The organism is Parapusillimonas sp. JC17 (genome assembly GCF_052180245.1).
GTDB lineage: Bacteria > Pseudomonadota > Gammaproteobacteria > Burkholderiales > Burkholderiaceae_B > Parapusillimonas.
Map to the genome: position 1 here is coordinate 986,564 of NZ_CP197474.1, position 20,702 is coordinate 1,007,265.

At 61.8% G+C, this 20,702-nt stretch carries 19 protein-coding genes; 9 read left to right on the forward strand and 10 right to left on the reverse strand.

The features are described from left to right. Nucleotides 1–2: 2 nt before the first annotated feature. The 5 genes from ACSBPU_RS04780 to ACSBPU_RS04800 all read right to left on the reverse strand — a co-directional run bounded on the left by ACSBPU_RS04780 (nucleotide 3) and on the right by ACSBPU_RS04800 (nucleotide 4,623). A complete protein-coding gene (locus ACSBPU_RS04780; protein WP_442596070.1) occupies nucleotides 3–1,100 on the reverse strand; it encodes a carboxynorspermidine decarboxylase in 1,098 nt (365 codons plus the stop codon). A 37-nt stretch (nucleotides 1,101–1,137) separates the two neighbouring features. Continuing rightward, nucleotides 1,138–1,488, reverse strand: coding sequence for a helix-turn-helix domain-containing protein (locus tag ACSBPU_RS04785; RefSeq protein WP_180065482.1), 351 nt, complete (start codon nucleotides 1,486–1,488; stop codon nucleotides 1,138–1,140). Nucleotides 1,489–1,746: 258 nt separating this feature from the next. Beyond that, nucleotides 1,747–2,463: an anaerobic ribonucleoside-triphosphate reductase activating protein gene (locus ACSBPU_RS04790; protein ID WP_442596072.1), complete on the reverse strand. Its 717-nt coding sequence runs from the start codon at nucleotides 2,461–2,463 to the stop codon at nucleotides 1,747–1,749. 184 nt (nucleotides 2,464–2,647) lie between these two features. Continuing rightward, a complete protein-coding gene (nrdD, locus tag ACSBPU_RS04795; protein ID WP_442596074.1) occupies nucleotides 2,648–2,845 on the reverse strand; it encodes an anaerobic ribonucleoside-triphosphate reductase in 198 nt (65 codons plus the stop codon). A 50-nt stretch (nucleotides 2,846–2,895) separates the two neighbouring features. Then, complete coding sequence (locus ACSBPU_RS04800) at nucleotides 2,896–4,623, reverse strand: ribonucleoside triphosphate reductase (RefSeq protein ID WP_442596076.1); 1,728 nt, start codon at nucleotides 4,621–4,623, stop codon at nucleotides 2,896–2,898. Nucleotides 4,624–4,981: 358 nt separating this feature from the next. On the opposite strand from ACSBPU_RS04800, the gene ACSBPU_RS04805 reads away from it, so the two are divergent. The 6 genes from ACSBPU_RS04805 to ACSBPU_RS04830 all read left to right on the forward strand — a co-directional run bounded on the left by ACSBPU_RS04805 (nucleotide 4,982) and on the right by ACSBPU_RS04830 (nucleotide 10,720). Continuing rightward, nucleotides 4,982–5,797 carry an aspartate/glutamate racemase family protein gene (locus ACSBPU_RS04805; RefSeq protein WP_442596078.1) on the forward strand — a complete coding sequence of 272 codons (816 nt, stop codon included), beginning with the start codon at nucleotides 4,982–4,984 and terminating at the stop codon, nucleotides 5,795–5,797. Between the two features lie 115 nt (nucleotides 5,798–5,912). Continuing rightward, the gene (locus ACSBPU_RS04810; protein ID WP_442596080.1) at nucleotides 5,913–6,164 is read left to right on the forward strand and encodes a Bug family tripartite tricarboxylate transporter substrate binding protein; all 252 of its coding nucleotides are present in this window, start codon (nucleotides 5,913–5,915) and stop codon (nucleotides 6,162–6,164) included. 135 nt (nucleotides 6,165–6,299) lie between these two features. After that, the gene (locus tag ACSBPU_RS04815; protein WP_442596082.1) at nucleotides 6,300–6,683 is read left to right on the forward strand and encodes a DUF2946 family protein; all 384 of its coding nucleotides are present in this window, start codon (nucleotides 6,300–6,302) and stop codon (nucleotides 6,681–6,683) included. Between the two features lie 158 nt (nucleotides 6,684–6,841). Then, nucleotides 6,842–8,914, forward strand: coding sequence for a TonB-dependent receptor (locus tag ACSBPU_RS04820; RefSeq protein ID WP_442598556.1), 2,073 nt, complete (start codon nucleotides 6,842–6,844; stop codon nucleotides 8,912–8,914). Between the two features lie 22 nt (nucleotides 8,915–8,936). Then, the gene (locus ACSBPU_RS04825) at nucleotides 8,937–10,427 is read left to right on the forward strand and encodes a PepSY domain-containing protein (protein ID WP_442596084.1); all 1,491 of its coding nucleotides are present in this window, start codon (nucleotides 8,937–8,939) and stop codon (nucleotides 10,425–10,427) included. Nucleotides 10,428–10,510: 83 nt separating this feature from the next. After that, on the forward strand, nucleotides 10,511–10,720 hold the full coding sequence (locus ACSBPU_RS04830; RefSeq protein WP_442596086.1) for a hypothetical protein: 210 nt from the start codon (nucleotides 10,511–10,513) through the stop codon (nucleotides 10,718–10,720). 137 nt (nucleotides 10,721–10,857) lie between these two features. On the opposite strand, the gene ACSBPU_RS04835 is transcribed toward ACSBPU_RS04830, so the two are convergent. From ACSBPU_RS04835 to ACSBPU_RS04845, 3 genes are all read right to left on the reverse strand, one after another. After that, entirely contained in the window at nucleotides 10,858–10,983 is a 126-nt protein-coding gene (locus tag ACSBPU_RS04835) for an entericidin A/B family lipoprotein (protein ID WP_180065461.1), read from the reverse strand. Nucleotides 10,984–11,186: 203 nt separating this feature from the next. Then, nucleotides 11,187–13,883: an aconitate hydratase AcnA gene (gene acnA / locus ACSBPU_RS04840; protein ID WP_442596088.1), complete on the reverse strand. Its 2,697-nt coding sequence runs from the start codon at nucleotides 13,881–13,883 to the stop codon at nucleotides 11,187–11,189. Between the two features lie 14 nt (nucleotides 13,884–13,897). After that, nucleotides 13,898–14,896, reverse strand: a complete 999-nt coding sequence (locus ACSBPU_RS04845; protein WP_442596090.1) for a Bug family tripartite tricarboxylate transporter substrate binding protein — start codon at nucleotides 14,894–14,896, stop codon at nucleotides 13,898–13,900. Nucleotides 14,897–15,050: 154 nt separating this feature from the next. Here ACSBPU_RS04845 and ACSBPU_RS04850 point away from each other — a divergent pair, with 154 nt between their 5' ends. Then, nucleotides 15,051–15,752, forward strand: coding sequence for a GntR family transcriptional regulator (locus ACSBPU_RS04850; protein ID WP_442596092.1), 702 nt, complete (start codon nucleotides 15,051–15,053; stop codon nucleotides 15,750–15,752). Nucleotides 15,753–15,907: 155 nt separating this feature from the next. Here ACSBPU_RS04850 and ACSBPU_RS04855 read toward each other — a convergent pair whose 3' ends face one another. After that, entirely contained in the window at nucleotides 15,908–16,906 is a 999-nt protein-coding gene (locus ACSBPU_RS04855) for a Bug family tripartite tricarboxylate transporter substrate binding protein (RefSeq protein ID WP_442596094.1), read from the reverse strand. Nucleotides 16,907–17,043: 137 nt separating this feature from the next. Further along, nucleotides 17,044–18,546, reverse strand: a complete 1,503-nt coding sequence (locus tag ACSBPU_RS04860; RefSeq protein ID WP_442596097.1) for a lyase family protein — start codon at nucleotides 18,544–18,546, stop codon at nucleotides 17,044–17,046. A gap of 141 nt (nucleotides 18,547–18,687) precedes the next feature. On the opposite strand from ACSBPU_RS04860, the gene ACSBPU_RS04865 reads away from it, so the two are divergent. Both ACSBPU_RS04865 and ACSBPU_RS04870 read left to right on the forward strand, forming a co-directional pair. Beyond that, on the forward strand, nucleotides 18,688–19,656 hold the full coding sequence (locus ACSBPU_RS04865; RefSeq protein WP_442596099.1) for a Bug family tripartite tricarboxylate transporter substrate binding protein: 969 nt from the start codon (nucleotides 18,688–18,690) through the stop codon (nucleotides 19,654–19,656). Nucleotides 19,657–19,678: 22 nt separating this feature from the next. Then, on the forward strand, nucleotides 19,679–20,650 hold the full coding sequence (locus tag ACSBPU_RS04870; RefSeq protein ID WP_442596101.1) for a fumarylacetoacetate hydrolase family protein: 972 nt from the start codon (nucleotides 19,679–19,681) through the stop codon (nucleotides 20,648–20,650). Nucleotides 20,651–20,702: the final 52 nt, after the last annotated feature.

The window sequence follows — 20,702 nt, forward strand, 5'->3', positions numbered from 1 at the left end:
TGTCAGGACAGGCTGCTGACGTAGTCCTCAAAAGAAAATTCGCGTATTACGCGTACGCTGCCATCGAGTTCCTTGATGGCAATGGCCGGCATATGTATGCCGTTGAACCAGTTCTTCTTCACCATGGTGTAGCCGCCCGCGTCGCCGATTGAAAGGCGGTCGCCGACTTGCAGGGGAGCCCCGAAGCGGGCTTCCCCGAAAATGTCTCCGGCCAGACAGGTCTTGCCGCAAATCATGTAGTGATGGTTGCCGGTCTGGTCTCCGATGGGAGCGGTTTCCCGATAGATCAGGAGATCGAGCATGTGCGCTTCGGTGGAGCTGTCGACCATCGCCAGGTTCTTGCCGTTGTGCCCCGTATCCAGCACGCTGACTTCCAATGTCGTGGTGTGGCGCACGGCGGCTTCGCCGGGCTCCAGATAGACCTGGACGCCGTAGGTTTCGGCGAAGCGGCGCAGGCGGTCGCAAAAGGCGTCCAGGGCGTAGTTCGGCGATGTAAAGCCTATGCCGCCTCCGAGGCTGACCCAGCGCAATTGCCGCAATATGTCGCCATAACGCTCTTCGGTCTGGCTGAGCAGATCGTCGAAACTCGAGAAGTCGTTGTTTTCGCAGTTGTTGTGGATCATCACGCCGTCCAGACGGTCGATGACGGACATGATGCGCGCGGGATCGCTTTCGCCCAGTCGGCTGAACTCGCGCGCAGGATCAGCCAGGTCGAAGCTGGCACGGCTGATTCCCGGGTTCAGGCGCAAGCCTTTGGGTTTGCCTTGCGCAAACGATTCGAAGCGCGTGAGCTGGCTGATCGAATTGAAGATGATCTTGTCGCAATGAGCCACCGCTTCTTCGATTTCGTGATCGGCAAAGGCGACGCTATAGGCGTGCGTTTCACCTCCGAATTTTTGGCGGCCCAGCTTGACCTCGTACAAGGACGAGGAGGTCGTGCCGTCCATGTGCTTGCTCATGAGGTCGAAGACCGACCATGCGGCAAAACATTTCAATGCCAGCAGGACTTTCGCGCCGGAGCGCTCGCGAACGCGGTCGATGATCTGCAGGTTGCGCAGCAAGGCGGTTTTGTCTATCAGGTAGTAAGGTGTCTGAATCATGCGTCAAGGTACAGAGTAAGGATCACGGCCGGCCGATTTATTTTCGGTTGCGGGCGCTGTGGTCGGCACCGTTCTTTTCTTGCGGGAGCTTGTCCTGGGCAAGGCGGTCGATGACCATCGGGGGGCGGTCCGGAAAGACGGCCACGAGTTCAAGCCGGCCGCCTATGCTTTCCACATAGTGCTGCAGCGTGGAAATCAGCATGTCGCTTCGTTTTTCCAGGCGCGAGATCGTGTCCTGGCCGACGCCGAGCGCGTCTGCCAGGTCTTTCTGGGTCTGTTTTGCGGTTTTGCGCAATTCTTTCAGCGTTACCACTTGCCTTTCCTTGGACTCGACCTTCTGCTTACGGCGCATATGACGCGGGGCAACGTCATCCGATTTCCTTGCCATGGGGAAGATCCTTTGTTTCGGTAGGAATGAGTGTGGCGGGTGCCCGGCCGAGCTGCCGATGCCGCGGAACGATGCGCCACCAGGGCGTATTATGGTATCAATGACATATGATGTCAAAACCATATGTTTTTTGAGCCATATTTGAGCAAGGGGTCAGACCCCGTACGGGGTCTGACCCCACATCATCTGCCGTACGGGGTCAGACCCTACGTCATCCGCGGGGTCAGACCCCACATCATCCGCGGGTCTGACCCCACATCAGCCGCCGTTCCTCAAGATGAAGAATGGGAACAGCTCTTTCAGCTCTTCCGCCAGGGCCGGGCTCGGGTAGGCGGCAACGGGTGTCCCGTTCAGTTCTGGGTCCACGCAGCCGGTGGCGCGGAATACCTGCAGCGCATAATGCGTCACGCCCGCGCCGGCCAAGCGGCGCGCGAGCGTGCGCAACTGGTCTTCGCTGTGCAGAGAAGGGTGGATGGTCGTCCGGCATTCATGATGAACGCCGCTATCCAGCACGGCGCTCAAGCTGTCGAAGGCATGGGTGCCGCTGCCTTTCGTCTTTGTGACCCGTTCATAGCCATCGGCATCGGCTTTGATGTCCAGGCCCACCCAGTCCAGCAACGGCAGCACTTTCCGCAACCTCGCGGGATGGGTGCCTCCACTGTGCAGTCCGACCAGAAAGCCCAGGCTGCGCACTTCATGGATGGCGGCCTCGAGGCCCGGATCCATCGTTGGTTCGCCGCCGCTGAAGACCACGGCATCGATCAGCCCGACCCGGCGGCGGAGCAGTCCCGTCACGTCCGACCAGGGAACGGGGCTATGCGCCGTGCGGATCTGCAAGTGCGGATTGTGGCAATACCCGCAACGCCACGGGCAGCCCTGCACAAAGATCACGGCGGAAAGCTTGCCAGGATAGTCGGTGGCCGTGAACGGCGTGATGCCGCCCACTTTCAGCTTGTTGGGGACGTGCAAGGTCATATTCGGTATTGGCTTGGGTGCATGGGGTCAGACCCCATCCGGGGTCTTACCCCAAAGTAAATTGGCCGGGGCAGATGGCCGGGGTCAGACCCCATCCGGGGTCTTACCCCAAAGTAAATTGGCCGGGGCAGATGGCCGGGGTCAGACCCCATGCGGGGTCTGACCCCAAGTAAGTTTGTCGGCGTCAGAGAGCCGGGGTCAGACCCCGTATGGGGTCTGACCCCTTAGCGTTTTCGTTGAAATACCGGCGCTCGTGGAACTCGCCTTTCTTGCCGATGTTGAAAGAGGAAACGGGGCGATGGTAGCCCATGACGCGGGTCCATATTTCGCAGGGCTGGCGTTCGCCGTCCGTCAATGTGATGGCTTGCTGATGTTCAGTCATGATGAGCTTTCCTTGTTGAAAAGATTGAGATGGATGGTTGAAACGGCCGATCACACGGCCAATGCGATGCTGTGTTCGGCATCGGCGTCCTTCCGCTTGCGAGCCAGGATCTCCTCGTCGCATTTGGGGCAGAATGGGTGGCTGCCGCCCAGATAGCCATGGACGGGGCAGATGGAAAAAGTCGGGGTCACCGTGATGTAGGGCAGACGGAAGTTGCCGAGCGCGCGCTTGACCAGGTTTCGGCATGCATCAGCGCTGGAAAGCGGTTCGGTCATGTAAAGATGCAGCACCGTGCCGCCGGTGTACTTGCATTGCAGCGTGTCCTGGCGTTCGAGGGCCTCGAAGGGATCGTCGGTGAAACCCACGGGCAATTGGGACGAGTTCGTGTAGTACGGCATTTCGTCCGTGCCGGCTTGCAGCATGTCCGGATAGCGCTTCCGGTCCTCCTTGGCGAACCGGTAGGTCGTTCCTTCGGCGGGCGTCGCTTCCAGGTTGTACATATGGCCTGTTTCCTGCTGGAAGCCGGTGATTCGCCGGCGCACGTGATCGAGCGCCCGCAAGGCGAAACCATGGCCCCATTCCGTCGTGATGTCGTGATCATCGGCGGTGAAGTTTCGGATCATCTCATTGATGCCGTTGACGCCCAGCGTAGAGAAGTGATTGCGCAATGTGCCGAGGTAGCGGCGGGTGTAGGGAAACAGGCCGTCGTCCATCAATCTTTGAATGAGTGCGCGCTTGAGTTCCAGGCTGTCCCGCCCCAGGCAAAGCAGCTCATCCAGCCGGGCGAACAGGGCGGTTTCGTCTCCCGCAAAGAGATGACCCAGCCGCGCGCAATTGACGGTGACAACGCCCAGTGAACCCGTTTGCTCCGCGGAGCCGAACAGGCCGTTGCCTCGTTTGAGAAGCTCGCGAAGATCCAGCTGCAGCCGGCAGCACATGGAGCGGATCATATTGGGCTTGAGTTCGGAATTGATGAAGTTCTGGAAGTAGGGGAGCCCGTAGCGCGCGGTCATTTCGAACAGCAGTTCGGCATTGGGGCTGTGCCAGTCGAAGTCTTCGGTGATGTTGTAGGTGGGAATCGGAAAGGTGAAGACCCTGCCCTTCGCGTCTCCGGCCATCATCACTTCGATATAGGCGCGATTGATCACGTCCATTTCGGCTTGCAGATCGCCATAGGTGAACGGCATTTCCTCACCCGCGACCACCGGCACCTGATCGCGCAGGTCTTCGGGGCACACCCAGTCGAACGTGAGGTTCGTGAACGGCGTCTGCGTGCCCCAGCGTGAAGGCACATTGAGGTTGTAGATGAGTTCCTGCATGGACTGGCGGACATCCTCGTAGCGGAGGCCGTCTTTGCGGACATAGGGTGCCATGTAGGTGTCGAAGGAGCTGAATGCTTGCGCGCCCGCCCACTCATTCTGCATGGTCCCCAGGAAATTCACGATTTGACCCACGGCGCTGGACATATGGCGTGGAGGACCGGCTTCCACCTTGCCGGGCACGCCGTTCAGTCCTTCATTGAGCAGGGTGCGCAGCGACCAGCCGGCGCAGTACCCGGAAAGCATGTCCAGGTCATGGATGTGCAGGTCCGCATTTCGGTGGGCGGCGCCCACCGCGGGTGGATAGACATGATCCAGCCAGTAATTCGCGATGACTTTGCCCGAGACATTGAGGATGAGCCCGCCCAGCGAATAGCCTTGGTTCGCGTTGGCGTTCACGCGCCAGTCCGCTTTGCTGAGGTATTCCTCGATGGAAGGCTTTACTGCGATATCTGTCATGATTTTTCCAATCAACTATATGTAGTGTTTTGTGAACTCTAATTCACTACATATAGTGTTTCAAGGAAAAGCTGCCATGAATCGCAGAATGCTTGATGTGGGTTAAACGCCGGCGGGGGTCAGACCCCATGCGGGGTCTAACCCCACTGCGGATCGGAGCCGGGGTCAGACCCTTCATAACGGAGTCGGGGTCAGACCCCGCATGGGGTCTGACCCCTCAGCAGCTACGCATGGGGTCTGACCCCTCGGCAGCTGTATACTTGGCGAACGTACAGAAAACGGTACGCGACGCGTCTGCGGTCCGCAAAAAAGCCAGGCAAAGACGCTTTCGTCATGGCCAAAGCCGAGGAAACGATTCATGCGCATCCTTTTTCAGAGCCTGATCGAAATGGGTCGAACCCCAGGGTATTTCTCGGGAATGCAAGAGCGGGCGGAGAAGATCGCGCGTCCCGGGGTCCAGGTCGACTTCGTCGGCATGCCCGAAGGGCTGTATGGCGGCAGCGTGCCCTCCGAAGTACTCAAATATCCCTACATGGCCAATATGGCCGAACAGTTCATCCTCGATAACGCCTTGCGGGCCGAAGCGGAAGGCTACGATGTCTTCGCCATCGGCTCCGTCCAGGATCCGGCTCTGGAACAGGCGCGCGCATTGGTGGACATTCCCGTGGTGGGCTACGGCGAATCGGCCATGCACATTGCCTGCAGTCTTTCCAGCAAGTTCGCCGTCCTGGTCTTTCAAGAAGGCTTCGACCAGATGATGGACCTGCGCATACGGTGGTTGGGACTGTCCGAGCGCGCGCTGCCGACCGCCCTGATCGAGGCGGATTTCAACCTGGTGGGCAGCGGTCTGACGCACGCGGAACCTTTGTTGGAACCCTTCATGCGAGCCGCGCGGCGCGCCATCCGGCAAGGCGCCGAGGCCATCATTCCCGGCCAGCTCTATCTCAGTGAGGCCATTGTCCGGGCGGGTGTCACGCGTATCGACGACGCCCCCATCGTCGACGGCCTGAGCGCCAACCTGAAGATGGCGGAAATCATGGCGGACCTGAAAGCGCTCGGCATCGGCGTGACGCGGCGCGGGTATCAGCACGCACGGCCTCCCGCCGAAATGATCGCTCACGCTCGCCGCATTCAAAAGCGCGACGAACACATCCCCCACCCGTCCACCTTTTAGCGTCGCGAGCCCTGGCTATCGGCGCTGTTTCCTTTCGTGATGCCGTTTCCAACAAGGAGGTGCTGTCCATGCTCAAACTGAACAAGCTCGGCGGGTTGCTCGCGGGTGCCATACTGTGCATCGGCGCCGCCGCACATTCACCATCTGGTACGGGATACTGGCGCCGGCCGGCACACCGGACGAGGTGGTGAAAAAAGTAGGGGACGCCATCCGCCAGGTCGTGGCCACGCCCGAAATGAAAGAAAAGCTTGAAAAGATAGGATCCGATCCCATGGTCCAGACCCCCGAGGAATTCGCCGCCTTCATCGGCAAAGAGAATAAAAAGTGGGCGGACATCGTCGAGAAATCCGGCGCTGCGAAAGAGTAGAAGGGGGGCAGACCCCGTACAGGGTCTGACCCCATGCTGGGATTTCGTTCATCGAGGCCGGGGTCTGACCCCGCATGGGGTCTGACCCCTTCCACCATGCTAAGATTTCGCCCATAGCGTCCCGCCCATAAGCTCATGGCCACCCATCTGTCGATGCTCCGACGAACCAGTTGGTGTTTGCTGGTTGCGTTCCTGTTTGCCGTGTTCGCCCCTACCGCCAAGACGGTCTGGGCGGGCGAAGCATCGCAGGTCGTATGGGTGCATCTTTGCACCGCCGATGGCGGAAGGCTCATTGCGCTGGATGAAAACGGGGATCCTGCCACGGATCTCGACAGCGGCGATCTTCATGCAGGCCATTGCCTGCTTTGCTTTCACCCTTGCGACATTCCCTCATGCACGGCCGCCGTCCCGACGGCTGCCGTCACTGTGCTGCGCTTCCAGCCTCCCGGCAAGGACTTCGTCCACGAGAACCGAGTCTGGAAGACGCCTCCCTCCAGGGCGCCACCCGTTCCTGCTTGATCCCTTACGACACGCACGGATTCCTCGGATTCCGTGCACCGCTTTGACTTCTTCAGGGAATCAACATGAACTTCCTACGTATCGGCGTGGTGGCGCCGAACCGGCGGGGACGCGGTCTCGCGACCGTGGCTCCGCACATCGCCGTCTTCGTGCTTTCAATGGGGGCGTCTACGTCGCATGCCCAGGGCGGCACCGCCACCTTACCGGCCATCGTGATCAAGAGCCAATCGACCGCCGTCCTGGACACGCCCGCGTCCACAGGCTCCAGCCTGAATCTCACTCCCCGCGAAACGCCCGCGAGCCTCGACATCATCCGCCGCGAGCAATTGGAGGAGCGCGGTGATGCAAGCGTGCTCGAAGCCATCACCCGGGCGGGCGGAATCAGCGCAATGGGCCACCCGGGAAACGGCGGGTCCGCGCTGTCTTCGCGAGGCTTCACCGACAGCACGTCGGTCATGCGCCTGTATGACGGCATGCGGCAGTATGGCGGGGTGGGCGTCACCTTTCCGTTCGATACATGGTCCATCGAACGAATAGAGGTCCTGCGCGGGCCCGCGTCGGTGGTGTATGGCGACGGCGCCATTGGCGGTGTCGTCAATGTGATTCCCCGGCGACCCCGGCACGGACCGGTGGAGAACGAGCTGCAGCTCGCTGCCGGGACGCAGGACACGGCCCGGTTCGCCTTCGACAGCAGCGGCGGCCTGACCGACAAGCTGGCTTATCGATTCGACATGAGCGGAAGCCGGAGCGAAAACTGGGTGGACCGCGGCCGGTCTCGCGACCTTACTTTGTCGGGGGCGCTGCAATGGGATGCCACGCGCGACCTGAGCCTGACCTTGAGCCATGCGCAGGGTTATCAGAAGCCCATGCGCTACTTCGGAACGCCACTGGTCGAAGGGCGCCCCGCGGGCGAGCTCAGGGACGAGAACTACAACATCGCGGATGGCCTAATCCGGTATCGGGATGCCTGGACGGAGCTGGATGCGCTTTGGACGCCGGGCGATGACACCACGGTCAAGGCCAAGCTTTACCATGTCCGCAGCAAGCGGGATTGGAGAAATGCCGAAAAATACGTATACAACCCTTCCACGAGGCTGATCGACCGTTCCGACAACACCGAGATCGGCCATGACCAGAAGCAGGTGGGCCTGACCGCCAACGCGGCTTTCGACGGTCGCCTGGGCGCATTCAAGAACACGTTCTCGGTCGGCTTCGACATCAACCGCAGCAGCTTTCAGCACACCAACAACACCTACGCGGGCAGCTCCGGGCCCGTCGACCCTTACGATCCGGTCCCGGGATACTTTCACAGCGACTATCCGACGATACCGCGCTACCGCAACGAGGCCCTCCAATATGCCTTGTTCATGGAGAACCGGACGGAGCTCACGCCGGAGTGGTCGGTGATCGCGGGCTTGCGCCATGACCGCGCCAAGGTCTCGCGCGACGACCTCGTCTCATCCTCGCGGGTACTGGATCGCAGCTATTCGGACACGGGCTTTCGAGTCGGAACGGTATTTCAGCTGCGGCCCGACCTCTCTCTGTATGCGCAGTATTCGGAAGCCGCCGATCCGGTGAGCGGCATATTGATGCTGAGCCCCGCAAACAGCGAGTTCGAGATGGCGAGAGGGCGCCAGATCGAGGTGGGGCTGAAGCAGAGCCTTCTCGACGGCAAGGGCGAGTGGACATTGGCGCTCTATCACATCAGGAAGACCGACCTGCTGACGCGCGACGCCTTGGACCCCGCCCGGCGTGTCCAGGTAGGGGCGCAATCCTCGCGGGGGATCGAAGCCTCGCTGTCCATGGAACTGGCCCGTCACTGGCGACTCGAGGCCAACGCCACCATGCTGCGCGCCCGGTACGACGACTTCACCGAATCCTCCGGCTCGCCGCCGGTGGCAGTGACGCGCAACGGGAAGGTTCCGCCCAATGTCGCCCAGCGCCTCGCCAACCTGTGGCTGAGCTGGGAGTTCTCGCCGGGGTGGACGGCCATGGGGGGCGTGCAGTATGTGGGCAAGCGCTACGCCGACAATGCCAACACGCTGGAGCTGCCTTCCTATACCACGACCGACTTGGCACTGCGCTGGCGGCTTGATAAAGACACGACGCTGACCGCGCGCGGCTACAACGTCTTCGACAAAGCCTACTTCACCACCGCCTATTACACGCCTACGCAATGGCTGTATGGGCCGGGCCGCCGCTTCGAACTGACCTTCAATCATAGGTTCTGACGGTGGAAGGGGAGAACGATCCATGGGCAAAATGAAGCGTCTGGTCTATCTGGCGCATCGATGGATGGGCATCGGGGGCTGCGTCTTGATGCTGCTGTGGTTCATCAGCGGGGTGGTGATGCTGTATGTGGGCTACCCCAAGCTGACGCCGTCGGAGCGCTTGGCGACATTGCCCGCGCTTACCGAGGACGCATGCTGCGTGCCGCTCGGCGACCTCGAAGGCCGGTCGCCGGGCGATTCCATGGCGATGGCCGTGTTGACATCGATCGGCGGTCGGCCGGCTTATGTCTTGCGAAAAGCGCCCGACCGCATGCAGGCGGTTTCGGCGCTGACCGGGTCCGCGTTGCAAAAGCCGGCCACCGCCGGCGATGCCATGCTCTCCGCGCAGGCTTTCGCCGGCGCAACGGCCTCGACCTACCTCGGCGAAGTCCAGGAAGATCGCTGGACCCATGGCCGCGGCCTGGACATACACCGGCCGCTGCACAAGGTCCAGGTTTCCTCGCCGGAGCCGTCCACTTTGTATGTGTCCTCGGCAACCGGACAGGTGGTGCTGGATGCGCCACATAGCCAGCAGCGATGGAATTACGTGGGCGCATGGCTGCATTGGCTCTATATGCTGCGCTTCCAGTCCGTCGATCCGGTCTGGTCATGGATCGTGATCGTGCTGTCCGGGGCGGGAACGGTGCTGGCGGCCAGCGGAGTGTGCGTCGGCATCTGGCGCTGGCGTTTCAGAGGCCGGTACAAGTCGGGATCGCGCTCGCCCTATCGCTCGCCGATGATGAAGTGGCACCACATGGGCGGACTGCTCTTCGGCGCGTTCCTTTGCTTGTGGATCTTCAGCGGGCTGATGTCCATGAACCCCGGTCGCGTGTTCTCTCCGCATGCCTCGCCCGACATGGCCTCCTATAGAGGAGCGGCCGCCACGGATTTTTCCGGTCTGCATGATCCACGGCGCATTCTTGCGGCTCTGAGCGACACCGGTTTCGTCCCGGTCGAACTGGCATGGCTGAGCCTGGCAGGCCAACCCTATGTGCTGGCCTACGATGCGGCGGCCGATACCCGGCTGGTAAGGGCGGAAGGCAAGGGGTTGAGCGTCGGCGATCGCTGGCGTCCGGAGGAAATCCGGTCGGCGGCGGCCGCTTTGTTCCAGGCCGATATCGTGCGTCAATCGTTATTGTCGGAATATGACGCCTACTATTACCAGCGGCATGCCGAAGCCATGAACGGCGGGGCAAAGCGGGGGTTGCCGGTCTTGATGCTGGAGTTTGCGGATCCGGACAACACGCGGGTGTACGTCGACCTGCGCACGGCAGATGTGAATCTGAGCCTTGCCCGATCGGAAAGAGCGGGCCGCTGGCTGTTCTATTTTCTGCACAGCTGGGATACACCGCCGCTGCTCAAAGCGGGCGGGCTGCGCGATGCGGCGATGATTCTCTTGAGCCTTGGGGGCGCTCTGATCGCGATGACCGGTATTGTCATTGGATGGCGCAGGCTTTTCCGGGACGTTCGATGATACACTCGTGCGGTCCTGTATGGACGACGACGCGGGCTTCGTTCGTGCCGCCCGCGGATTCGATGAATAAGAAGGGGGCATCCATGCACTACATCATCCAGATTCTCGCAGCCATACTCGTGGGCACCGCCATCGGCGCCATTCTGGGTCCACGCAATAAAGTGCTTTTCGTCGGCTCCGCCGTTGCAATTGCGCTGGGCCTGGTGGCTATTTTTACAGCGTCCTGGGTCATGCTGGCCATCGGCACCGCCGTCTTCCTGGTGGTCCAGGGCATGCAGCGTGCTCACGCGTAGGGGAAAAGGGGTCGTACCCCGTACGGGGTACGACCCCAAGGGCAGGTAACGGGGTCAGACCCCCATGCGGGGTCTGACCCCAAAAAAATGGCGGTGAGGCTACGGAACCCCACCGCCATCCCATCGCGATGCCGGCCCTAGCCGGCTTTTTGTTGTATCTTTTCTCCGCCGCGCTCTATATCCTGCCCCGCGCCGCGCATCGTGTTGGTGCATCCTGCTACAAACGCAAGAGCGATCACCATCGATAAGATTTTTATTTTCATGCTTTTCTCCTGACCAAAGATAACTGCAAGCGTCCCGTCCGCCCGGCGGCGGTTCGGATCCGATCGAGGCTCAGCAAGCGGCGTGCCTGGCCCAGGAGCGTAGGGTCAGACCCCCTTCGGGGTCTGACCCCGCAAAGAAGCAGCAAAGAATCAGGGTCAGACCCCGTACGGGGTCTGACCCTTGACCCTCGACCCAAACGGAATCAGGCCGTTGCCGGGGCTTGGCCCCCCATCAGGAAATGATCGAGCATGCTGATCAGTATGCCGCCTTTGCGCCATACCGCCTCTTCGTGCACCGTGTTCAATCGTGCCTGGAGGCGTATCGTCCGGGTGCCGTCGGCGTCCGTGATACGGCAGTCGATCCAGCCGTTAGGCTGTATCGTGTCGGGAACGTCGATGTCGAAGCGGGTCTCGGCGGTGATGCCCAGCGAGTTTCGCGTGACGCCAGGCTCGAATTGCAGCGGCAGTACGCCCATGTTCACCAGGTTCGAGCGGTGTATGCGTTCGAAGCTCTCGGCCAGTACCGCCTGGACGCCAAGCAGGCGGGTTCCTTTTGCCGCCCAGTCGCGCGACGACCCGGTCCCGTATTCCCGCCCCGCCACGACCACCACCGGCACGCTGGCCGCAAGATAATGCATGGCGGCGTCATAGATCGACGCCACGCGGCGCTCCGGCATGACGAGCGTGCTTCCCGCTGGGCCTTGCGGCAGCAATTCGTTGGCCAGCCGACCGCCGGTAAAGGTGCCGCGCATCATGACCTCGTGGTTACCGCGCCGCGCGATGAAGGTATGCAGCCCGGATGGCGAGACGCCGCAATCCTGCAGATAGCGGCCCGCCGGGATATCCGGGCGTATGCCGTCGGCCGGCGAGATGTTGTCCGTGGTCACGCTGTCGCCCAGGACGAGCAGCGGCCGGGCACCGCACACCGCCCGGTTTGCCGGCGGCCGCTGGTCGATGTACGGGGGCCGGCGTACGTAGGTGCTGTCGGGATCCCATTCATAGAGCATCGAGCCGCCCGAGGGCAGCGTCTGCCATCCGGCGTCGCCTTTGCTGATGTCGGCGTACTGCGTGCGAAAGCGGTCCGGCGTGACGTAGCGCTTCTCGATCTCCTTGATCTCGGCATTGTCCGGCCAGATGTCGGACAAATACACGGGCGAGCCGTCAGGCGCAAGGCCCAGCGGCTCCTTGGTCAGGTCCATGCGTACACTGCCTGCAAGCGCGTAGGCGACGACCAGCGGCGGTGAAAGCAGATAATTGGCGCGGGCGAGCGGGTGGATGCGACCCTCGAAGTTCCGGTTGCCGGACAGTACGGCTGAAACGGTGAGGCCCCGGCTTTCGATGGCGGACTGGACGTCCGGCGCGATCGGGCCCGAGCCGCCGCCGCAGCTGGCGCAGCCATAGCCGGCAAGATGGAAGCCCAGGCCGTCCAGATCGGCTTGCAGGCCGCTGGCCCGCAGGTAGTCGCTGACGACTTTCGAGCCGGGCGTGAACGAGGTCTTGACCCATTCGCGCACCCGCAGGCCTCTGGCGCGGGCCTTGCGCGCCAGCAGCGCCGCGGCGATCATCGCGCTGGGATTGGAAGTGTTGGTACAGCTCGTGATGGCGGCAAGAATGACCGCGCCATGATCGAGTTGCGCCGGGGCGGCGGCCGACGCGCGAGGCCCCGCTTGCGGGCAGGCGGCGAGGAAAGAGGCCGGAATATCCGGCAGGGCCACACGCTCATGCGGCCTGCGCGGTCCCGCGGCGCTGGGCTCCACCGTGGCCAGATCCAGCTCGACGACGCGCGAGAATTCCGGTTCGGGGGCGTCAGCATCGCGCCACAGCCCTTGCAGGCGGCAGTAGCGCTCGACCAGTTCGATGGCGTCTTCGTCGCGGGCGGATCGGCGCAAGTAATCTATGGTGGTCGCGTCCACCGGGAAGAACCCACAGGTGGAGCCGTACTCCGGGGACATATTGGCCAGGGTCGCGCGGTCTTCCAGCGTCAGCGCGTCACTGTCCAGGGCGGGACCGGTGAATTCGACGAAACTTTCCACCACTTTGGCCTCGCGCAGCAAGCGAGTCAGGGTGAGCACGATGTCGGCCGCGGTAACGCCGGCCTTCGGACGATTCAGCAGGCGCACGCCAACCGTTGGCGGCAACAGGAAAGACAGCGGTTCGCCCAGCATGGCCGCTTCCGCTTCGATGCCTCCCACTCCCCAGCCCAGCACGCCGACCGCATTGATCATGGCGGTATGGCTGTCGGTGCCGGCGAGCGTATCGGGATAGGCCAGCGGCGGGTCCTGGCTGTGGTCGACGAACACCACGCGCGCCAGATGCTCCAAATTGATCTGGTGCAGGATGCCGGCGCCCGGGGGAACGATGGAGAGATTGTCGACCGCATGCTGCGCCCATTTCAGGAAGGTGTAGCGCTCGCGATTGCGGCGATACTCCAGGGCGACGTTCAAGTCGAGCGCGCCATCCTTGCCGGCATGATCGACCTCCAGCGAGTGGTCGACGATGAGTTCGACGGGGATGCGCGGATTGATTCTGGACGGATCGCCGCCGGCGCGCGCCATGGCGTCCCGCATGGTGGCCAGGTCTATCAGCGCCGGAATGCCGCTGACGTCTTGTGCCATCACGCGTGCGAGCATCAGCGGTATGGTGTCTTTGCCGACACGCTCGTGATAGTTGCGCAGCACTTCAAGCGGCAGCGTGCCGCCGACGTCATCGCGATCGGCATGGCGCAGCAGGTTTTCAAGCAGGACACGGATCGAATAAGGCAGGCGGTCAAGCTTCGCCTCGGCGAACTCCGCCAACTCGGGCAGGGAATAATAGGCGTAGCGCTTGCCGCCGGATTCGAAAACCCGGCGGCAACGCGAACGCAGCGCGTCGGCTGCGTCGTGAAGAGAAGGATTGGTCATGGTTCCCGCAGGTATCAGGTCGCTTTGATGTCGGCTTTGCGGATGACGTCTTTCCACTGCGCAATGTCGGCACTGATGGTTTCAAGCAGTTGCTCGGGGCTGCCTCCGACGGGCTGGCTGCCTTCGGACTGGATGCGTTCTTGCATTTGCGGACTTTTCAGGACTTCGGCCATTTCCTTGTTCAAGCGAGCGACGATTTCCTTGGGGATGCCCTTGGGTCCGGCCACGGCATGCCATAGGTCGGATTTGAATCCTGGGACGCCGGCTTCCTTGAAGCTGGGCACGTCGGGCAAGGCGGGAATGCGGGCGTCGGCGATGCCCAGGCCAATGGCGCGCTTTTCCTGAACGACCGGCACGACGATCGCGACGGACGAAAACATGAGGTTGACCGTGCCGCCGATGGTGTCTTGCAAGGCAGGGCCCGTGCCTTTGTAGGCGACGTGGTTGAGCTTGATTCCCGCGAGGTCGGCCAGGTGCTCCATGCTCAGGTGGGTGATGCCGCCGACGCCGGATGAGCCATAGGTGACGATGCCGGGTTCACGCTTGGCCCACTCCACGAGTTCGCCGAAGCTCTTCACAGGCAGGTCTTTGTTGCCGATGAGGATGAGCGATTCGCGCTTGAACAGGGTGATGGGCTCGATGTCGTTGATGGAATCGAAGGGCAGTTCGCGCAGCGCGGCGTTGCAAGTATGGCTGCTGGACAGCATGACCAGGGTATAGCCGTCCGGAGGAGATTTGATGGCGGCATGAGTGCCGATGCTGCCGCCGGCGCCTGGCCGGTTCTCAACGACGACCGGAACGCCGAGGCGATCGGTCAGGTGCAGGGCCAATTGCCTTGCGGTCAAGTCGCCGCCGCCGCCGGCAGCCAGCGGCACGATGATCTTGATGGGGCGGTTGGGGTAATCGCCCAGCGAGCCTTGGGCGAGCACGGTCGGTGCGGAAATGCCGAGGCCGCTGCCTACGGACAGCGCGCCCATGGAAGTAATCAAGCGGCGGCGTGTGGTCGAAACCATGGTGTCTTCCTCCTGCGGGATGTGTCCCGCGAACGATACGGTTATTCATTACTTTTTCAGCTTGAAAATGTTATCGACAATCAAATAAGATTGTCAACAATAACCATAGAAATTGCAGGCAGTATGTGCTGCAGGCTCGGTCGAAGGAACCAACATGAAGCCAATGGACCCACAAGACGCAGCGGACGTCCGACAGCGTTTGTCGGTGGATGAGATCATGGGCCGCATTGAAGATCTCATCCTGCGAGGGGATTACGGCCCGGGCGCGCGGCTGCCCGAGCAGGTCCTGGCCGACACGCTCGGCATCGGCCGCGGTCCCTTGCGGGAGGCGATCCGCACGCTGGAAGGCCGGCGCCTGCTGGAGCGGGTGCCGCATGCAGGGGTGCGCGTCGCCGATTTGTCCGTCGAAGACATGGACCAGATCCTGACCGTGCGCGAATCGCTGGAAGGCATGGCCAGCCGGCTGGCGGCCGAATACATGACTTTGCCGGAGGTGCGTCGGCTGCGCGCCATCACGTCGGGGCTCGAGAATCTTGGCAGCCGCGACATGGAGGCGGTATTCAAGGTGGATTCCGATCAGGACTTCCATCGCACCATCGTGCTGGGCAGCCGCAACAAGTGGATCACCAATCTGCTATGCCGGGACCTGTATACATTGCTTCGGCTGTGTCGCATGCGTTCGGGGCAACTGCGCCGCGACATGACTCATATACACCAGGAGCACCACGCCATCGTCGACTGTATCGAGCGGCGGGATCCGGACGGCGCGGAACGCCTCATGCGCGCGCACGTCCGCCAAAGCCGCGAACGCCTGCTCGCCGCCGTGGCAAGGGGTCAGACCCCGCAGGGGGTCTGACCCCACTTGGTTTCCGCACGGGGTCTGTCCCCTTGCCGCCTCTTCCGGTTGTCGCTCGGGGTCAGACCCGGTACCGGGTCTGACCCCCGCTTGCACAGGCGCTACTTGGGGTCAGACTCCACATGGGGTCTGACCCCCTCCCGGCTCCGATCGCATCATAGAGCCTTGATATCGGCTTTTCGGACCACGTCCGTCCATTGCGCGATGTCTGCCCGAATGGTTTCCATCAGTTGTTCCGGGCTGCCGCCCACCGATTGACTACCCTCGGCCGTGATGCGCTGCTGCATGTCGGACAACTGCAAGATGGCTCGCAGTTCTTCGTTCAGCCGTGCCACGATTTCGGGCGGGATGCCTTTGGGGCCTGCTATGGCATGCCAGAAGCCCGAGCGGAATTCCGGGACGCCGGCCTCTTTGAAGCTGGGAACCTGCGGCAGCGCCGGTATGCGCTCGTCCGCGATGGCGAGGCCGGCCACGCGCTTGTCCTGCACGACCGGGACGACGGCGGCCACCGATGAAAAAAGCAGATGGATGTTGTTTCCCATCGTGTCCTGCAGCGCCGGTCCTGTTCCTTTGTAGGCAATATGGTTGAGCTTGATGTCGGCAAGGGCGGCCAGATGCTCCATGCTCAGGTGGGATATCCCGCCAACGCCGGAGGACCCATAGGTGACGGCACCGGGCTCGCGGCGTGCCCACTCGATGAGTTCTTTTAGATTGCTCGCGGGCAGCTTGGGGCTTCCCACCAGTATCAAGGCCTCTCGCTTCAAAAGCGTGATCGGTTCGATATCGTTGATGGAGTCGAAAGGCAGTTCGCGCAAGGCGGCGTTGCAGGTATGGCTGCTGGAAAGCATGAGCAGGGTATAGCCGTCGGCCGGGGCCCTGACGGCGGCATGGGTGCCGATGCTGCCGCCCGCGCCCGGCTTGTTCTCGACCACGACGGGCACGCCCAGGCGCTCGGTCAAGTGAGTGGCGATCTGCCGCGTCGTGATGTCGCTGCCTCCGCCGGGCGCTAGCGGCACGATGATTTTTATGGGCCGGTTGGGATACTTGCCGGCCGATGCCTGCGCCCGGACCATCGGGGCCGAAACGCCCATCGCTCCGCCCAGGGATACGGCGCCCATCGTGGCAACCATGCGTCGTCGGCTGCGTGAAATCATATTTCCTCCAATGAATGCGGGGTCAGACCCCATCTGGGGTCTGACCCCTTGGTTGAATGTTCGGTCGTGTGCCCTGGGGTCAGACCCCGCATGGGGTCTGACCCCTTGAATCGCGCATCGGGTCTGACCCCTTTGAATCACGGGGTCTGGCCCCTGAGATTTTGGAAGTCCGTCTCCAGCGTTTCCAGCGCAGAGTCGATGGCTTTGTGGCGATCGGTGATCCATTGCTTCTGCGCATCGAGGTCCTGCCGCGCGCTAGCGATCATCCGTTTCATCTCTGAAGGCTGCGGCCCGCCGGCGGTGGCCCGATGCTCGATGATGGCGACGGGATCCAGACTGGCGCGAAACTCGGCTTCGCTCATGGGCAGGGCTTGCGGATAGGATGTGTCCTTGACCGCCTCGGCATAGATGCGTTGTGCCTGGTCATATGGAAAGTCTAGCGGCTTGATGTCATGCTGCTTGGCATAGTCGACGACTTCCGACGCGAAATGGTGGCCGACGCGAAACGGCAGCTTGTGCTTGCGCATCAGATTGTCCGCGAGCTCCTGCGATGCCGTCCAGTCGCTGTTGAGTTCTTCCAGCGCGCGCTCCGGACTGATGACCAGCGCCTTCAGGACGCGATCCCAGTTCTTCAAGGCGCTGACGCCGCTGGCCACCATGGCGCTGTTGGCTTTGGCGCTTTTAGGGTCCGACATGCCCGGTGTGATGTTGTGCGCCTGCAATGTCGGGCCGAAGGCAAGCGTCATGGCGGTCGACGCGCTGCTGCGCGTATTGTTCAAGAGTCCGGGATTACGTTTTTGCGGCATGGCGCTCGACACGTAGGTGTTGTCGCCGCCCTCTTGAAGCAGTATCCATGGGCGCGGTTGCGCATATTGCGTCAGCAGGTCTTCAACGAAGTGCCCCGTGTGCAAGGCAATGCTGGTCACCACGGCGCCCACTTCAACGGGGTGCTCCATGGACGAAATCTGCGATGCGTCATAAGCGTTCTCGACCGTGCCTGCAAAACCCAGGTAGGCGGCCATGCGATCGCGGTTCAGCGGCCAGCTGCTGCCGTTCAGCACGGTGGTCCCCATGGCGGATCGGTCGATGCGTGCATAGGCTTCGCGTATGCGCTGGGCGTCCCGCTGCAGCCCCGCCGCATGTCCCAGCAGGTAGTGACCGTAGCTGTTGGGTTGCGCGGCGACACCGTTCGTATAGTTGGGGACGATGGTGCCGGTGTGGCGTTCGGCCAGGTCGACGAGCGTCGTGGAAGTCTTTTGCAGTTGTTCGGCCAGCTTCAGCAGGTCCTCGCGCAAGATCGCCGCGCGAAACGTGGCATGCATGTCCTGGCTCGACCGGCCGGCATGCAGCAAGGTGATTTCCTGGCCTGCCTCTTTGATCAACAGGGGTTCAAAGGAAATGACCGTGGACGGCCGCTTGCCGCCTTCCTGGTTGCCGGCCTGGATTACCTTGGCGATGCCGTCTGCAAAGCCCGGAGACAGAGACTTTTCTATCAGGCCTTCGTCGGTGTTGATGACCAGAGACGCTTTGTTCATGGCACCCAGCCAGAAGAACTCGTCTTTCTTGACGTCCTGTGCGATGCTGCTTGCGGAATATCCCAATAAGGAAAGAGATAGGGCGGTCAATGCGGCGTATTTCATTTGCATAGTCTCCTTTTTGCCGTTCGGTGGCCTTTACGCTAGGCGCGTTAATTGTCTTCTTGCGTAGAATATACTTCATCGAACTGACCGATCGGCAAGCCGAGCTTACCGGTTTCGACACTCAAAACAATGGAGACAAAATTGAAGATACCGCATTTGGCTGCATCCCTCGCGATTGCCCTGGGTGTATCCGCCCCTGCCCTGGCAGATGTTTTTCCTTCCCGTCCGATCACCATGGTCATCCCGTTTTCACCCGGCGGAGTGTCCGACACGACAGGACGTCCCCTCGCCGTGCTGATGTCCAAGATACTGGGGCAGCCCATCGTGGTCGAAAACCGGGCAGGCGCAGGCGGTGCAATCGGAATGGCGTATGCGTCCAAGGCCGAACCCAACGGCTACACCATCATGATGGCGCTGCCCAGCATTTCGGCCATACCGGTAGCCGATGAGCTGCAGGGCAAGCAGCCGTCCTATTCCACGTCGAAATTCGACGGCATCGCCCGGGTCTCGGCAGACCCCACGGTGATTTCAGTACGTGGGGACAGCAAGTGGAAAACCTTGCAGGAACTGATTGACGATGCCAAGCAGAATCCGGAATCCATCAGTTTCAGCTCTTCCGGCATCTACGGCACGACGCACGTCGCCATGGAACGGTTTGCGCACGCGGCCGGCATCAAGCTGTTGCATGTGCCTTATGGCGGCGGCGGCGAGCAGGTATCGGCCTTGTTGGGCGGGCATGTCCAGGCGACCAGCCAGACTTACGGCAACACTTCACAACACATCAAAAGCGGAGCCTTCCGGCCGCTGGCAGTGCAAAGCGCCGAGCGGCTTCCCGCCTTGCCGGATGTGCCCACGCTGAAAGAGCTGGGCATGGATGCGGAATACTATCTTTGGGCGGGACTGTTCGCGCCCGCAGGCCTGCCGGAGGACATCAAAGGCAAGCTGCGCGATGCGGCGAGGCAGGCGATCGCCGACCCCTCCTTCGAAAAGACGATGAGCGGCATGGGTACGCCCATCCAATATCAGGACGCGGACGCTTTCGACAAATTCTGGCGCACTGACGAATTGCAGCAGGCACAGGTCATCAAGACCATAGGCAAGGTCAATTGAAACCGATACGGAGTAGCAGTAAATGAAACTGGCAAGCTATCAGCATCAAGATGAAGTACGTGTGGGGGTTGTCGACGGCGATCAGCTCGTCGATCCCTTGGCGGTGGAAACGGGCACGTCGGCGCTTGGTGCCGGCATACGCTGTTTTGCAACCATGCAGGGCGTGATCGAGAATCAAGAGCAGGCGATGCTTCTGGCGAGAAAGGCGGTGGAGATCAGCCGCGAAAAAGGAGTTGGCCGGTTTGCGCTCGCGGAGGCGAGGCTGGTCGAGCCCTTGCGTCCGTCCACCATACTCTGTGCTGGCAGCAACTACCTGAGCCACAACGCCGAAAAAGCCGGGTCCGATACAAGCGGGAAAGAACCCGAATTTTTCGTCAAGACGGCGGACTGCATCGTGCCGCACAAAGGCAACATCGTGCACGATGCCGCGCTGACCCAGAAGCTGGATGGCGAGGTCGAGCTCGCCGTGGTGATCGGCAAGCCGGGCCGCCATATCCCGCGTGAAAGGGCGCTGGAACACGTATTCGGCTACACCATCGTGAACGATGTCACCGCACGCGACCGCCAGGTTCGTTTCCGGCCTGACGGCAGCAGCTGGTATGAGCTGGGCCGGGGCAAGGTGTTCGACACCAGCGCACCCATCGGGCCCTTCATCGTCACCACCGACGACATTCCCGACCCGCAGGTCCTGAACATCAGCTCGCGCGTCAATGGCGAACTGCGCCAGAACAGCAATACTTCGCAGATGATGTGGGGCGTGGCCGAGCTGGTGCATGTGTTTTCCGTCAACCTCACGCTGCGTCCCGGCATGGTCATCATCACGGGCACGCCCAGCGGCACGGCATGGTCCATGGATAAAGAACTGGGCGGGAAATGGAGCGGCGGCAACGGCATCGTGCCCGCAAAGGGCTATCTGCAGCCAGGCGACGAGATCGAATGCGAGATCGAGAACATCGGCATCCTGAGCAACCGGGTCGTCAGCAGCGCCGGCTGATGAAGGGGGCGAAGGGGTCAGACCCGAAAGGGTCCGACCCCATGTTCCGATC